Annotated in this window: 13 protein-coding genes and 1 tRNA gene; 4 read left to right on the forward strand and 10 right to left on the reverse strand. The window is 69.1% G+C overall.

The genetic code is table 11. The annotated features are described in order from the left end of the window. Positions 1-73 precede the first annotated feature (73 nt). The 5 genes from HNR10_RS05420 to HNR10_RS05440 all read right to left on the reverse strand — a co-directional run bounded on the left by HNR10_RS05420 (position 74) and on the right by HNR10_RS05440 (position 5,250). Positions 74-931: an ABC transporter ATP-binding protein gene (locus tag HNR10_RS05420; RefSeq protein ID WP_179821336.1), complete on the reverse strand. Its 858-nt coding sequence runs from the start codon at positions 929-931 to the stop codon at positions 74-76. Continuing rightward, entirely contained in the window at positions 924-1,796 is an 873-nt protein-coding gene (locus HNR10_RS05425) for an ABC transporter ATP-binding protein (protein ID WP_179821338.1), read from the reverse strand. The genes HNR10_RS05420 and HNR10_RS05425 overlap by 8 nt, the downstream gene beginning before the upstream one ends. Next, positions 1,786-2,775 carry a branched-chain amino acid ABC transporter permease gene (locus HNR10_RS05430; RefSeq protein ID WP_179821339.1) on the reverse strand — a complete coding sequence of 330 codons (990 nt, stop codon included), beginning with the start codon at positions 2,773-2,775 and terminating at the stop codon, positions 1,786-1,788. Before HNR10_RS05430 ends, HNR10_RS05425 begins: the two co-directional genes overlap by 11 nt. Positions 2,776-2,787: 12 nt before the next feature. Continuing rightward, the gene (locus HNR10_RS05435) at positions 2,788-4,350 is read right to left on the reverse strand and encodes a branched-chain amino acid ABC transporter permease (protein ID WP_179821341.1); all 1,563 of its coding nucleotides are present in this window, start codon (positions 4,348-4,350) and stop codon (positions 2,788-2,790) included. Positions 4,351-4,680: 330 nt separating this feature from the next. Next, positions 4,681-5,250, reverse strand: coding sequence for an ANTAR domain-containing response regulator (locus HNR10_RS05440; protein WP_053618665.1), 570 nt, complete (start codon positions 5,248-5,250; stop codon positions 4,681-4,683). 154 nt (positions 5,251-5,404) lie between these two features. Here HNR10_RS05440 and HNR10_RS05445 point away from each other — a divergent pair. Next, positions 5,405-5,477, forward strand: a tRNA-Leu gene (locus tag HNR10_RS05445). Positions 5,478-5,519: 42 nt separating this feature from the next. On the opposite strand, the gene HNR10_RS05450 is transcribed toward HNR10_RS05445, so the two are convergent. Further along, positions 5,520-6,479 carry an IS481 family transposase gene (locus tag HNR10_RS05450; RefSeq protein WP_179821343.1) on the reverse strand — a complete coding sequence of 320 codons (960 nt, stop codon included), beginning with the start codon at positions 6,477-6,479 and terminating at the stop codon, positions 5,520-5,522. 175 nt (positions 6,480-6,654) lie between these two features. On the opposite strand from HNR10_RS05450, the gene HNR10_RS05455 reads away from it, so the two are divergent. Both HNR10_RS05455 and HNR10_RS05460 read left to right on the forward strand, forming a co-directional pair. Continuing rightward, positions 6,655-7,455 (forward strand): transposase, encoded by an 801-nt coding sequence (locus HNR10_RS05455; protein WP_179821344.1) that lies wholly within the window; start codon positions 6,655-6,657, stop codon positions 7,453-7,455. Between the two features lie 232 nt (positions 7,456-7,687). After that, positions 7,688-8,647 (forward strand): DUF1266 domain-containing protein, encoded by a 960-nt coding sequence (locus tag HNR10_RS05460; protein WP_179821346.1) that lies wholly within the window; start codon positions 7,688-7,690, stop codon positions 8,645-8,647. Between the two features lie 157 nt (positions 8,648-8,804). Here the strand turns inward: HNR10_RS05460 and pyk are convergent, their stop codons facing one another. Next, complete coding sequence (gene pyk / locus HNR10_RS05465; RefSeq protein ID WP_179821348.1) at positions 8,805-10,238, reverse strand: pyruvate kinase; 1,434 nt, start codon at positions 10,236-10,238, stop codon at positions 8,805-8,807. Between the two features lie 178 nt (positions 10,239-10,416). Here pyk and HNR10_RS05470 point away from each other — a divergent pair, with 178 nt between their 5' ends. Next, a complete protein-coding gene (locus HNR10_RS05470) occupies positions 10,417-11,148 on the forward strand; it encodes a maleylpyruvate isomerase N-terminal domain-containing protein (protein ID WP_179829547.1) in 732 nt (243 codons plus the stop codon). A gap of 180 nt (positions 11,149-11,328) precedes the next feature. Here HNR10_RS05470 and HNR10_RS05475 read toward each other — a convergent pair whose 3' ends face one another. The 3 genes from HNR10_RS05475 to HNR10_RS05485 form a co-directional block, all read right to left on the reverse strand. Beyond that, the gene (locus HNR10_RS05475) at positions 11,329-12,222 is read right to left on the reverse strand and encodes a prenyltransferase (RefSeq protein WP_179829548.1); all 894 of its coding nucleotides are present in this window, start codon (positions 12,220-12,222) and stop codon (positions 11,329-11,331) included. Between the two features lie 152 nt (positions 12,223-12,374). Continuing rightward, positions 12,375-12,758 (reverse strand): DUF2784 domain-containing protein, encoded by a 384-nt coding sequence (locus HNR10_RS05480; RefSeq protein WP_179821350.1) that lies wholly within the window; start codon positions 12,756-12,758, stop codon positions 12,375-12,377. Between the two features lie 274 nt (positions 12,759-13,032). Then, positions 13,033-14,487, reverse strand: coding sequence for a glutamate synthase subunit beta (locus tag HNR10_RS05485; protein ID WP_179821352.1), 1,455 nt, complete (start codon positions 14,485-14,487; stop codon positions 13,033-13,035). Between the last annotated feature and the right edge of the window lie 5 nt (positions 14,488-14,492).

Below are 14,492 nucleotides of genomic sequence, written 5' to 3' on the forward strand. Positions count from 1 at the left end.
ACTCCGGCCACCTCCTCGTCCCACGACGAAGGGCGGGACCCGAAGGCCCCGCCCCTTGCACACCGCACCCGGATCAGCCCTTCGCGAGCGTCCCCAGGTACAGCTCGATCACGTTCGGGTCGTTCAACAGGTCCCGGCCCGTCCCCGTGTACGCGTTGCGACCCTGGTCCAACACATACCCGCGGTCACAGATCTGCAGGCACCGGCGGGCGTTCTGCTCCACCATCACCACCGACACACCCGTGGAGTTGACCTCCTTCACCCGCTGGAAGACCTCCTCCTGGTAGATCGGCGACAACCCCGCCGTCGGCTCGTCCAACAACAGCACCGACGGATCCATCATCAACGCACGGCCCATCGCCACCATCTGGCGCTCACCGCCCGACAACGACCCCGCCTTCGCCTTGCGGCGCTCACCCAGCAACGGGAACAGCCCCGCCACCACCGCGAACCGCTCGGCGAACATCTTCGGCCGCAGGAACGCCCCCATCTGGAGGTTCTCCTCGATCGTCAGCGACGGGAACACGTTCTGCGTCTGCGGCACGTACCCCACGCCCCGCTCCACCAGACTGTGCGCCGCCAGACCCGCGATCGAGGCCCCCCGCAGCGTCAGGTCGCCCTCACGCACCGGGATCAACCCGAAGATCGTCTTGATCAGCGTCGACTTGCCGGCACCGTTCGGACCGATGATCGCCACGACCTCGCCCTCGGTCAGCGTCAACGTGCACCCGTTGAGGATGTTCACCCCCGGCACGTAACCCGCGACCATGTCCCGGGCCAGCAGCAGGTAGTCGTCCGGACCACCCACCACCGCGGCCTCACCCGCGTGCTCCAGCACCTCCTCACGGTGGTGCTGCACGACGGCGACGTCCTCGACCCCGTCCGCCGGGCTCTCGGCCGCGTCCGGACGCAGGTCCCCGTTCTCACTCATCGGCACTCCCGACCTCGTCCACGTCCTGGGCACCCAGGTAGGCGTCGATCACCTGCTTGTTCGAGCGGATGTCCGACGGCGTGCCCTCCGCGATCACCTGCCCCTGCGCCAACACCACGATCCAGTCGCTGATCCCCATGATCACGTCCATGTCGTGCTCCACGAAGAGGACCGTCTTGCCCTCGTCGCGCAACGACGTGATGTGACCCAGCAGGGACTGCACCAACGCCGGGTTCACACCCGCCATCGGCTCGTCCAGCATGATCATCGCCGGATCCGTCATCAGAGCGCGCGCCATCTCCAACAGCTTGCGCTGACCACCGGACAGCGAACCCGCCATGTCCTCGCGCTTGTCGATCAGCTTGAAGCGCTCCAACAGCTCCAGCGCCCGCACCGTGTTCGCCCGCTCCTGGCGGCCCCACACGTTCCGCAGGAACGACCCGGCCATCCGCTCACCGAACTGGCCCTGCGCACCCAGCAGCATGTTGTCCAGCACCGACATCCGCGTCAGCGCCTTGGTCAGCTGGAACGTCCGCACCATCCCGGCCCGGGCCACCTTGTGCCCCGGCTTGCCGTTGATCTTCGAACCCTGGAACGTCCAGTCGCCCTGATCCACCCGGTCGAACCCGGTCAACAGGTTGAACAGCGTCGACTTGCCGGCACCGTTCGGACCGATCAACGCCGTGATCGTCCCCCGCTGCACCTCCAGCCGACGCACGTCCACGGCCGTCAGACCACCGAACGAACGACGCACACGGTCCGCGACCAGAATCGGATCCGACTTCACCGAACCCGGCTCGGGCACCGCGCCCGCCATCCGGTCCACCTCGACGCCCGCGGAGGAACCCATCTCGTCACTTGACATTGATCAACATCTCCTTGCGGTCGCCGATCAGGCCCTGCGGCCGGAAGACGATCAGCAGCACCAGCAACAGGCCCACGAAGGCCAACTGGATCGCACCGTAGTCCGGACCGTCCAGGAACGGCAGCCAACCCATCGAACCCATACCGCGCAGCACACCGTCGGTGAAGTTCATCAGGAACCAGAACGCCATCGCACCCAGCACCGGACCGAACACACGGCCGGCACCGCCCAGCAGCAGGATCACCCACAGGAAGAACGTCACCTGCGGCTTGAACTGGTCCGGCTGGATCGAGGCCTGGTACACCGCCAGCATGCAGCCGGCCAGCGCACCCACCAGTCCGCCCAGGACCAGGATCTGCATCTTGTACGCGAAGACGTTCTTGCCCAGGCTGCGCACAGCCTCCTCGTCCTCACGGATGCCCTTGATGACACGCCCCCACGGGCTGTGCATCAACATCCACACCAGGCCACACATCAGAGCCACCAGGCTCCACGTGACCACCAGCACCCACATGTGGTTGCCGTTGTAGGACAGAGCGCCCCAGCCGTACCGCTCACCCGCGTCGAACGGGTTGACCGCACGGAAGTCGTCCGACAGGTTCTGCAACCCGTACACGCCACCGGTCAACGGCTCGGCGAACCCCGCCCGGTACACCAGGCGGATCACCTCCGCCGCCGCGATCGTCGTGATCGCCAGATAGTCCGCCCTCAGGCGCAGCGTCGGGATGCCCAGGAGCAGCGCGAGCACGAACGCGCACGCCAACCCCACACCGAAGCCCACCAGCAGCGGCAGGTCGAACAGCGCCACACTGATGCCCACGCCGTAGGCGCCCACCAGCATGAAGCCCACCTGACCGAAGTTCAGCAGGCCCGTGTACCCGAAGTGCAGGTTCAGGCCGATCGCGGCCAGCGCGTAGATCGCCGCGATCGGACCGAACGCCGACCGTGTCGACTCCGCGAGGATAGAAACCACGTCCATCGTCTGCCTCCCCTAGCCGACCCGCTCGCGCCGACCGAGCAGGCCCTGCGGCCTGACCAGCAGCATCAGGATCATGAGTGCCAACGCCCACGCCTGCATCATCTGCGTCGGGAACCACAGGGTCGACAGCATCGCGACGAGACCCACCGCCAATCCGCCGACCATCGCACCGTAAGCCGTACCGAGACCGCCCAGAATCACCGCGGCGAACATCAGCAGCAGCAGACGGAAGCCCATCTCGTACTCCACGATCTGGTTCAGCCCGTAGAGCACACCGCCCAGCGACGCCAGACCGCCGCCCAGACCCCACACGTACAGGGTCACGCGGTCCACGTTGATACCGGACGACTCCGCGAGGTCGCGGTTGTCCGACACCGCGCGCATCGCCTTGCCGATCCGGGTGAACTGCAACAGGCAGGCCACCGCCACCAGCACCACGACCGCCACGGCCATGATCACCAGGTCGCGCGGAGGCATCGAGATCGGCCCGAAGCTGATCTCCTCCTGGATCTGGTACCCGGCGTAACGGCTGCGGCCCGCACCGAACAGCACCAGGATCAGGTGCCGCAGCACCAGCGCCACACCGATCGACACGATGAACATCTGGATCAGAGCCACGTTCCGGTGCCGCAGCGGACGCCACACGTACTGCTCCATGCCGGCGCCCAGCACCGCGCCCATCGCCACCGCGACCACGGCCGCGGCCCACAGCGGGACCTGCCAGCCCACGGAGTCGCCCAGCAGGCCCAACAGCGTCGCGAGCGCGATGCCCAGCATGACGGACGCCCACTGGGCGATCGCCAGCGGCATCCGCGCGATCCGGCCGTCGAGGAAGGCGCCCAGGAACACGGCACCCGCCAGCCCCAGGAAGATCGCCAGGAGGGAGTTGCCCAGACCCGCCGCGCCCGTGCTGAACAGCAGGGCGATCATCGCGCCGAACGTGACCATGTCACCGTGGGCGAAGTTGATCATCTTCGTCGTACCGAAGATCAGCGACAGCCCGATCGCCGAGATGGCGATGACCAGGCCGTAGAGCAGGCCGCTCGCGGTGAGCTGCGCGAACCGGTCACCGAACGACCCGGAGGTCGCCGGGGCCTCGATCGACTCGTCGTCGGCGGCGGCGGACCCGTCGTCCGCCGCGTCCGTCTCCTCCGAGGGAGAGGCCGTGCTGTCCGCGTCCTCGCTCGCTCCGGCTTCCTCCAACGCCAGGATGAGCGGGCGCTCGTCGCCCGCGGCGACCTCCACCTCGGACTCACCGTCCACGACGATGGAGCTCTCCCGAAGCGCGAACTCGCTGGGGATGGACTCCTGGTCCACAACGACACGGTAGGTGCCCGGTTCGGGCAGCTCCGCTTCCCAATTTCCATCAGGGCCGGTTTCGACCGCCGCGATCTCGTCCTCACCCGAGTAGATGGTGATCATGATGCCTTCGACACCCTGATCACGATCCTGCGGATCGAGGATCTGACCGTACAGCGACTCACCGCCCTGTTCGTCTGCCGTCGCTGCGGGCCCGGGGATCACGAGGATTGCCGTGATCAGGGCCAGCAGCACGGTCGCGAGGCGTGTGCGCACGCGCGCTCCTTGCGCATCTGAGGTCCGCGGTGCCGTATGCGCGCATTCGACACCGTTGTCCTTACTGGTCGGTGCGGTGAGTTTAGCCCGGTTTAGCCAGGTCATTCAGCATCCCTAAAGCCACGTGACCCAACCGTCACCCCATCGTTCGGAAACGAGACCAAAACGGGACCGGGACCCCGTTGACCCTGGACGGATGTCCTGTTTTCGACGCCACGGGGTAGCAGTCTGCACGTTTCCTCCGGCAAGCCCTGGACATGAGGAAGGGGCCGCATCCCTTCGGATGCGACCCCTTCACAGGTTTCGTGTCGCCGAACCGGCGCTCCGGCCTCAGTCCTGCTGGCCACCGAGGGTCTCGACCACGGTCTCGGCGACCTTGCGCATGGTCAGGCGCCGGTCCATGGAGTTCTTCTGGATCCACCTGAACGCCTCGGGCTCACTCATCCCGTGGCGGCTCTGCAGCAGACCCTTGGCCTGTTCGACCAGCTTGCGGGTCTCCAGGCGCTCCGTGAGACTGCTGACCTCCGACTCCAGCGCCGCCAGTTCGGCGTAGCGGGAGGTGGCCATCTCGATCGCCGGCACCAGGTCCGACTTGTTGAACGGCTTGACCAGGTAGGCCATGGCCCCGGCCTCACGCGCCCGCTCCACGAGCTCGCGCTGGGAGAAGGCGGTGAGGATCACGACCGGGGCGATGCGCTCCCCGGCGATCCGCTCGGCGGCCGACAGGCCGTCGAGCACCGGCATCTTGATGTCGGTGATCACCAGGTCCGGTTTGAGCTCCTGGGCAAGCCGGATGGCGGTCTCCCCGTCCCCGGCCTCGCCGACGACGGCGTAACCGTCCTCTTCCAGCATCTCCTTGAGGTCCAGGCGAATCAGGGCCTCGTCTTCCGCGATCACCACACGGCTCTGCGTCCTCGTCACGTACACGAGGTTACAGAGATCCGCTAGGATGCAGGACGTCGGGCCCGGCAATGCACGTCAATCGTGATGGCACTGTTGACGGAGCGTCGCCGGATCGACCAAAACGGACAAGTTGGAAACTTGACCCAAAGAGGCCCTGATACCCCAACGGCAGAGGGAATGGTCTCAAACACCATCAAGTGTGGGTTCGAATCCCACTCAGGGCACAATAGCCACCCCACGGGGTGGCTCTTCTGCTGTCCGGGGCCCTAGCTGTACTGACCACGGAGGTTGGTAACACGTGAGGCGGGAGGGCCGCCGAGCGCGGTGTGGAACCGGTGGTGATTGTAGTGATGCAACCACTGCGGGAAGGCCTCCCGTCGCTCGGCCTCTGAGGTGTAAGGGCGGGCGTAGGCCCATTCCTCGGCCAGGATCCGGTTGAAGCGCTCGACCTTGCCGTTGGTCTGGGGCCGGTAGGGCCGGGTGCGCTTGTGCTTGATGCCCTGGGCGGCGAGCGCGTCGCGCCAGGCGTGGGACTTGTAGCAGGCGCCGTTGTCGGTCAGGACCCGCTCCACGGTGATGCCCACCGAAGCGAAGTAGGCCCGGGCGCGTGCCCAGAACGCGACCGCGGTCTCCTTCCTCTCATCGGCCAGGATCTCGGAGTAGGCCAGGCGGGAGTGGTCGTCCACGGCGTTGTGGATGTAGGCGTAACCGGCCCCGGAGCGGTGTTTGCGGCCCTGGGGCCGTCCCAGCGCCCGGTGGCCTCCGCCGGCGGGGATGTTGCCGCTCTTCTTGACGTCCACGTGCACGAGCTCGCCGGGCCGGTCCCGTTCATAGCGGCGCACCACCCGGCTGGTGGCCCGGTCGGTGTGGGCCAGGCGGGGCATGCGGTAACGGGTCAGGATCCGGTGCACGGTCGAGGCGTGCATGCCCAGGTGGCCGCCGATGCGGGCCGGCCCCCACCGTTTGAGGACACGGAGTTTGATGACGCGGCGCTCCCGCCGGGTGGGGGTGCGCCGGGGTGAGCGGGCCGGGCGGCTGGAGCGGTCGTGCATACCGGCTTCGCCGTGTTGCCGGTAGCGGCCGGCCCACTTGCGGGCGGTGGTGACCGCGACCTGGAAGCGTTCGGCGGCACGCCGTAGTGGCCACTGGTCGTCGACCACGCAGCGGGCCAGGGCGAGGCGCCCTGCGGGGGCCAGGCGGGCGTTGGCGTGGGTAGTGTGGGGCATCGAGGGCCTTCTGGTGGGTCGGTGTAGACGTGGTAATCCACACCGATACCGAAGGCCCTCTTCTCGTGTGTCAGCCGGGGTGGGTGTTACCAACCTCCGTGGTCAGTACACCTAGCACGGGCGTGTGCGCACGACGGGCAAAGGTTTGTCATAGGTGTGAGCAAGCCTTGACCCTATGTACTCATCGCATGTCCGCCGGTCGGCGGTCTCCCTGTTGGACTCCGGCATCTCCTACAGCGAGGTCAGCCGACGCCTCGGCATCAACCGCTCCACACTCCGCCTCTGGCGGACGGACCGCTCGCTCATCGAGAAGTACCGCGACGATGTCTGCCCTCGGTGCGAACCCCTACCGAGGCCTCCCGCTCCCGCCGATATCTATGCCTACCTGCTCGGCCTCTACCTCGGCGACGGCTCCCTCAACCTCGCCGGTGACGGCAGCAAACTCGTGTGGCGGCTGAGGATCCAGTGCGCTGACGCGTGGCCGGGACTCATAGAGGAGTGCGCGAACGCGTTCCGGACCGTGCGTCCGGCCGGCGCGGTCGGTCGAGTGCAGGGACAGGGAGCGACGGAGGTGCACGCGAACTGGAAGCACTGGCCCTGCTTGTTCCCTCAGCACGGCCCGGGCAAGAAGCACGACCGGCCGATCATTCTGAGCCCATGGCAACAGGAGATCGTCGACGAACACCCTCAGCCCCTGGTTCGCGGACTGATCCACTCGGACGGGTGCCGCACGGTCAATCGCATCCGGCGGACAGGATCGAACGGCGCCCGCACGGTCTACGAGTATCCCCGCTACCACTTCACCAACGCCTCCACCGACATCGTCGGCCACCTCACCTCGGCCCTCGACAGGCTCGGCATCGCCTGGAAGAGCCACACGAAGGCGACAGCCGGATGCAGCGACCAGACCGTCGTCTCCGTCTCGCGGAAGGAGGCCGTGGCGCGGATGGACTCGTTCGTGGGGCCCAAGTACTGACCCTCCCCCTGGGCCTCGCACGTGCCCCGGGGTACTAGCCGGAACCTCCGTAACTACCCGGCCAGTTCGACCCCAAATGGGCCTTTTGTCACTTTGGGCGCTCCCAGCGCGGCGAAAGCGGTCACATCACGGCCACAACCTGAGTACAACCCGTGGGTTCGGTCGCTCCGCCGCCCCGGCGTCACCGATCCTGGTTGTGTAGACGGCGAATCCCCCACGAGAGGAGCAGCGGGTGCTGACCGCGGTGGCCGGCGTGATCGGCGCACTGGTGATCGGTTCCTGGGTCGTGGTGGCCTGGGGCTCGCGACGGCGCCAGCCGTGGCTGCTGTCACCGTTGGCGCTACTCATCGTCGTGCTCGTGGCCGTGGACCTGCCCGGCTGGTCGTTCATCCCCGTGGCCCTGCTCGTGGCCGGGTCGTTCGCCGAGCTGGTGCTCGGATCCCGCGAGTCCCCCGCCGTGCGGACCAAGGACCCCGACGCCCCCCTGAGCACCGAGCGGTGGGCGGCCGCCGTGGCCGCGCCGTTCCGGGTGGCGCTCGCCGAGCCCTGGGACGTGGTGGCCAGACCCACCCTGCGGCGCCGCTACCGCCGCCTGTTGGAGCGCCAGTGGGCGGTCACCGACCGGGAGTCGCTGCTTGCGGCGGTGCACGCGCTGCTGGAGGAGTTGCACTCCGGGCCGTCGCTGGACCTCGTGGTGGACCTGAACGCGGGTTCGGCCTGGTCGCGGCTGCCCCAGGACCAGGGCGGCACGGCCACGGGCGAGCGGGTCCGGTTGACCGTCGACCAGGTGGCGCGGCTGCGGGTGGTCACCGGGGTGACGGAGGCGGACGAGACGGTCATCATCGGCGCCTACCAGTGGTGGAAGTCGGTGCACGTCATCCGGCTGGTGTCGGGCGGGGCGACCCTGGACTGGCTGAGCCCGGTGGAGACGCAGACCCTGCTGCGGCGGGTGGCGTCGGACCTGCAGCGCCGGTACTCGTCGTGGCAGGACCTGTCGACGGCGTTCCACGCGGGGTATCTGCTGTGGCCGGAGCGCGGTGCGGGCGCCGACCAGGGCGGCACGGACGGTGTGTGGACGGCTCTGGGCCTGTTGACGGAGGATCCGCAGAGCCCGTGGAACCTGTTGCCGTGGGACATGCCGCTGGAGCGGGTGATCACCGAGAGCGGTGTGCCCTCGCAGCAGGAGCACTAGGGCGTATCCGCCGCGCTGGGGGGAAGGCCCCTGGAACGGCTCGGCCGCACCTGGTCCTGTCCCGGTGGGCGGCGCGGCTCATACGCCGTCCCTGACCGGACAGGACCTGATGCGGCTCGTCACGTACGGGGCTCGTGGGCCCCGTCGTCGGCTGGTGTTACTGGTTGCTCAGCGCGACGGCGTCGCCGAGGCGGTGGACGCGCAGCGCGTTGGTGGAACCGGTGGTTCCGGGCGGGCTGCCGGCCACGATGACGATCTTGTCGCCCTTGTTGTAGTCGCCGAGTTCGAGGAGTTCGCTCTCGACCTGGCGGACCATGTCGTCGGTGTTGTCGACCCAGGGGACCTTGTGGGTCTCCACGCCCCAGGTCAGGGACAGCTGTCCGACCGTGTGGTCCTCGGTGGTGAAGGCCATGAGCGGGATCGGGGACCGGTAGCGCGCGAGGCGGCGGGCGGTCTCACCGGACATGGTGAAGGCGACGAGGGCCTTGGCGCCGACGGTGGCGCCGATCTCGGCCGCGGCGCGGGCGATGGCGCCGCCCGTGGTCTCGGGTACCCGGTTGAGGATGTGCGAGGCGCGCAGGGACTCCTGCTCGGCGGCGCCGACGATGCGCGCCATGGTCTCGACGGTCTCGATGGGGTACTGGCCGACGCTGGTCTCTCCGGAGAGCATGACGGCGTCGGCGCCGTCGAGGACGGCGTTGGCGACGTCGGAGGCCTCGGCGCGGGTGGGCCGGGGTGATCCGATCATCGATTCGAGCATCTGCGTGGCGACGATGACGGGTTTGGCCTTGTCGCGGCAGCGTTCGACGGCGCGCTTCTGCACCATGGGGACGTTCTCGAGCGGCAGTTCGACGCCGAGGTCGCCGCGGGCGACCATGACGCCGTCGAAGACCTCGATGATGTCCTGGAGCCGTTCGACGGCCTGGGGCTTCTCGATCTTGGCGATGAGGGGGACGGTGATGCCCTCCTCGTCCATGATGCGGTGGCATTCCTCGGCGTCGGCGGGGCTGCGCACGAAGGACAGGGCGACCATGTCGACGCCCTGGTGGAGGGCCCAGCGCAGGTCCTCCTCGTCCTTCTCGGTGAGTGCGGGGACGCTGACGGCGACGCCGGGGAGGTTGAGTCCCTTGTGGTTGGAGATGGTGCCGCCGACGATGACGCGGGTGTGGACGTCCGTGCTGGTGGTCTTGGTGCATTCCAGCGCGATGCGGCCGTCGTCGATGAGGACGCGGTCGCCGGGTCGGACGTCGGCGGGGAGTCCCTTGTAGGTGGTGGAGACGCGGGTGGCGTCGCCGGGGACGTCTTCGGTGGTGATGGTGAACTCGTTGCCGTTGACGAGTTCGACGGGTCCGTCGGGGAAGGTGCCGACCCGGATCTTGGGTCCTTGGAGGTCGGCGAGGACTCCGACGGGGCGTTGGGCGGCCTCTGCGGCGGCTCGCAGGTTCGCGAGTCCGGCGCGGTGGTCGTCGTGGGTTCCGTGGCTGAGGTTGACTCGGGCGACGTCCAGTCCTGCGGCGACGAGGTTGCGGAGTACTTCCGGGCTCGACGTGGCGGGACCGAGGGTCGCGACGATTTTTGCTCGACGTGTCACGTCTATCACTTTAGAGCGTGTGGGGGATGGAGTGGTCTAAACCAGGTTGCGTTTGGACGTACCTCTGGCTGCGGTGGGGCGAACGAGTGCTGGTGTCGTAGGGGTTTCGGGTGGCGTGGCGCGGCTGGGATACGTTGCCGATGTCGTTGGCGGATCTTCGGGTTTCGGGTGGTTTGTGGTGTTTGGGCGTGGCGAGGTCCTGGCGGCGTTGACGGCGGAGGCGGGCGCCCTGGAGGGGGTGCTGTCGCGTCTGTCGGAGGCGGAGGCGGTGGTGTCGACCCGGTGTGAGCCGTGGGACGTGGCGGCGCTGGCGGTGCACACGGTGGGGGCGCTGACGCGGGTGGAGGCGATGTTGGACGAGGTTCCGCCCGGGCCGGAGGTGGACCCGGGGACGGGTCTGGTGTCGGCGGCGGGGTACTACGCGCCGGACGTGCGGTTCTCGCCGCGGGTGAACGGGGAGCGGGTGCGGTCGGCGGTGGAGGCGGCGGCGCGGCGGGCGGACGCCGCGGAGCCGGGGCGCGTGCTGCGGGAGCGCTGGGCGGCGCTGGGTCCGCGTCTGGCGGCCGAGGACGGCGCCCGCCGGGTGGTGACACGGCATGGGGATCCCATGCTGTTGACGGACTTCCTGGTGACGCGTGTGGTGGAGCTGGTGCTGCACGGCTGGGATCTGGCCGACGCGTTGGGGCGGGAGCCGTGGACGTCGGCGGAGGCGTTGGGTCTGGTGGTGCGTCTGGTGTTCGAGGGCGCGGACCGGGGCGCGGTGGAGCGGGTGTTTCCGGGGGTGTGGGCCGGTGGTGCCGCGTCCGAGGCGGCGGTGCGCGCGGTGACGGGGCGTTCGCCGGCGGGATCGGGTGGGGAGGCGCGGGCGGCGTTGGAGTCGGCCGGGGTGCGGTTCCTGGCGCTGGGGTAGGCACCCGTCCTCGTGGCGGCCGGTCCCACGGCGCCCCGTCCTCTGGGCGCCCTGCCCTGGCGGCGCCCTCTCCCGCACGGTCCTGGCGGCTCCTGCCCTCTGCCCGCGTCCCCTGGCTCTTCCTCCGAGCTCTCCTCCGCCCTTCCAACCCCGTTCCTGCCGGGTCGCGGCGCGCCGGGGTCAGGCGTCGCGGCGGGGGTGGGGCAGGTAGCCGGCGACGCGTCCGTAGGCGCGCAGGATGCGCAGTCGCTGGATGGTGCGCATGCCTTCGTGCTCGGTGGTGGCGGTGGGATCCCAGTGGTCCCAGAGGGCGTCCCAGCCGCCGTCGGGGCGCTGTTGGCGTTCGAAGACGTCGAGGCTGCGTTCGATCTCGGCGTCGGTGAAGAGCGGGCGGGCGATGTGCTGTGGGTTGGTGGCCAGGTCGAGTGGTGTGTGGACGCGGCCGGTGGTGCGGGGGTGGACGTCGATGACGGCGCGGATCATCGTGGAGAGCCGGTTGATGGCCTGGATGGCGCGTTGGCGGTCGTCGACGTACTGGAGGAAGGTGCACACGCCGACGGCTTCGTGGGGGTTGGTCCAGGCGAGTGTGTCGATGTGCTTCCAGCAGTAGGCGGTGGCGGCGTCGCGCCAGGGGTGGCTGATGTGGCTCTTGTGCAGGTAGCCGGTGATGAGCGCGGTGATGCCGAGTTGGGCGCTGAAGTCGGTGGCGTGCAGGTACCAGGGGGCGGCTTCGCTGTGGCGAACGGTGGGCAGGACGGGTGGGACTCCGCCGTCGGCGTCGCCGGCTCCGGCGAGGTACTGGCAGATGCCGTGACCGAGGTGTGGGGGGATGGGGCCGAGTTCGTCGAGGTAGTGCAGGGCGATCACGGTGGCGGCGGGCTGGCTGGCGTGGCCGCGCAGGTCGGGATCGAGTCCGTTGCCGTAGCCGCCGTCGAGGTTGCGGTAGGCGGCCAGGGCCGAGCGGATGGGTGCGGTGGGGCCGTTCTGGAACAGGTGGGCGAAGCGCTGGCGGTCGATCAGACGCGCGTTGCGCATGGCGAAGTGTTCCGCGGCGCGGAAGGAGTCCCAGGTCACGACGGTCATGGTTCGACGGTACGTGGGGGTGCTCGTGGGGTGAATAGTCCCGGGGGCAATATTCGTCTTTACCCGCGGGGTGCCGGTTCGGGCGTGTCGTCGCTGGTGGAGAAGGGCGGCGCCGGCCCGGGGGCGCGGGGGTGCGGGGTGTCTCAGGCGGGGGTGTCCTGCCGGGCGCGATGTCGGCGCAGGGTGAGCAGGGCCAGGCCGGTCCAGGACAGGACGACGACCGCGCCGACGCCGGCCTGGACGGTGACGAGGTGTTCCTCGGGGTAGATGACGCCGGTGAGGTAGTGGTCGATGAAGCCCTCGTCGGGGAGTCCGGCCTGGCCGGCGTTCTCCCGGCCCCAGTTCTCGACGTAGGTGAGGGGGCAGATCCAGCCGACGACGCTGATGCTGAGTCCGTAGAGGGCACAGCCGAGGTGGATCCAGAAGGTGCGGGGCCACTTCCAGGCGAGGAAGCCGCCGATGGCCATGTAGAGGATGAAGGCCGCGTGGACGACCATGGCGGTGTCGCCGATGATGCGGTAGATCATGCGCCTGTCCTGGGGTGGGGGGGTGGGGGGGCCCAGGGGCGGGGGGAGGGTGTGGTGGCGGGTGCGAGCCGCCCCGTTGCGCGGCTCGTCGTCGTTGGTGTCGATGCTGCCCGGCGGACGTCGGTGGGACGTCGCGTCGGGGTCACGGGTGGGCAACGTCGCTGTGCGTGTGCGGTCGGTGGCGTCGGTGGGACGGCGCCGGGCGCGGGGGTGGTCCCCCGCGCCCGGTGCGCGTTTCCGCTTTGCTGCTGTGCCGCGTTGCCGCGGCCGTGTCCTACACGAGCGGGCGCTCGGTCGGCGGGATGGCCACGGGCAGGGTGGTGTCGTCGGTGAGGTAGCGGTCCACGCCGGCGGCGGCGGAGCGGCCCTCGGCGATGGCCCACACGATGAGCGACTGGCCGCGGCCCATGTCGCCGGCGCAGAAGACGCCGTCGACGCTGGTGTGGTAGTCGGCGTCGCGCTGGACGTTGCCCCGGCCGTCGAGGTCGACACCGAGCGCCTCGATCATGCCCTCCTTCTGGGGGCCGACGAAGCCCATGGCGAGGGTGACGAGGTCTGCGGGGATCTCGCGTTCGGTGCCCTCGACGGGTTCGAAGCCCTTGTCGGTGCGCTTGACCTCGACGAGCTTGAGGGCGCGGACGTTGCCGTCCTCGTCGCCGAGGAACTCCAGGGTGTTGACGGAGTAGATCCGCTTGCCGCCCTCCTCGTGCGCGCTGGTGACCTTGTACAGCATGGGCATGGTGGGCCACGGCTGGTGGTCGGGGCGCTCCTTGGGAGGCTTGGGCATGATCTCGAGCTGGGTGACGGACGCGGCGCCCTGGCGGTGGGCGGTGCCCACGCAGTCGGCGCCGGTGTCGCCGCCGCCGATGACGACGACGTGCTTGCCCTCGGCGTGGATGGGGGCGCGTTCGATGTCGCCCTCCTGCACCCGGTTGGCCAGGGGCAGGTACTCCATGGCCTGGTGGATGCCCTTGAGTTCGCGTCCGGTGGCGGGCAGGTCGCGCCAGGCGGTGGCTCCGCCGGTCAGGACGACGGCGTCGTGGTCGGCGCGCAGCTGCTCGACGGTGAGGTCGACGCCCACGTCGACGCCGGTGCGGAAGGTGGTGCCCTCCGCGGTCATCTGGGCGAGGCGGCGGTCGATGTGCCGCTTCTCCATCTTGAACTCGGGGATGCCGTAGCGGAGCAGGCCGCCGACGCGGTCGGCGCGCTCGTAGACGGTGACGTCGTGCCCGGCGCGGGTGAGCTGTTGGGCGGCGGCGAGTCCGGCGGGGCCGGAGCCGACGACGGCGACCTTCTTGCCGGTGCGGGTGGTGGGCGGCAGGGGCTTGACCCAGCCTTCCTCCCACGCGCGGTCGATGATGGAGACCTCGACGTTCTTGATGGTGACGGCGGGCTGGTTGATGCCGAGCACGCACGCGGATTCGCACGGGGCGGGGCAGAGCCGTCCGGTGAACTCCGGGAAGTTGTTGGTGGCGTGCAGCCGTTCGATCGCCTCGGCCCAGTCGTGGGTGTAGACGAGGTTGTTCCACTCGGGGATGAGGTTGCCGAGCGGGCATCCGTTGTGGCAGAAGGGGATGCCGCAGTCCATGCAGCGCGAGGCCTGCTTGGTGACGGTTCCTCGGTCGAAGTCCTCGTGGACCTCGCGCCAGTCCTGGATGCGCACGTCGACGGGGCGGTGTGCGGGGAGCTCGCGCTCCGTGATCTTCAGGAAACCCTTGGGGTCAGCCATGTGTT

The organism is Nocardiopsis aegyptia, assembly GCF_013410755.1.
In the GTDB taxonomy this organism is placed as follows: Bacteria; Actinomycetota; Actinomycetes; order Streptosporangiales; family Streptosporangiaceae; genus Nocardiopsis; species Nocardiopsis aegyptia.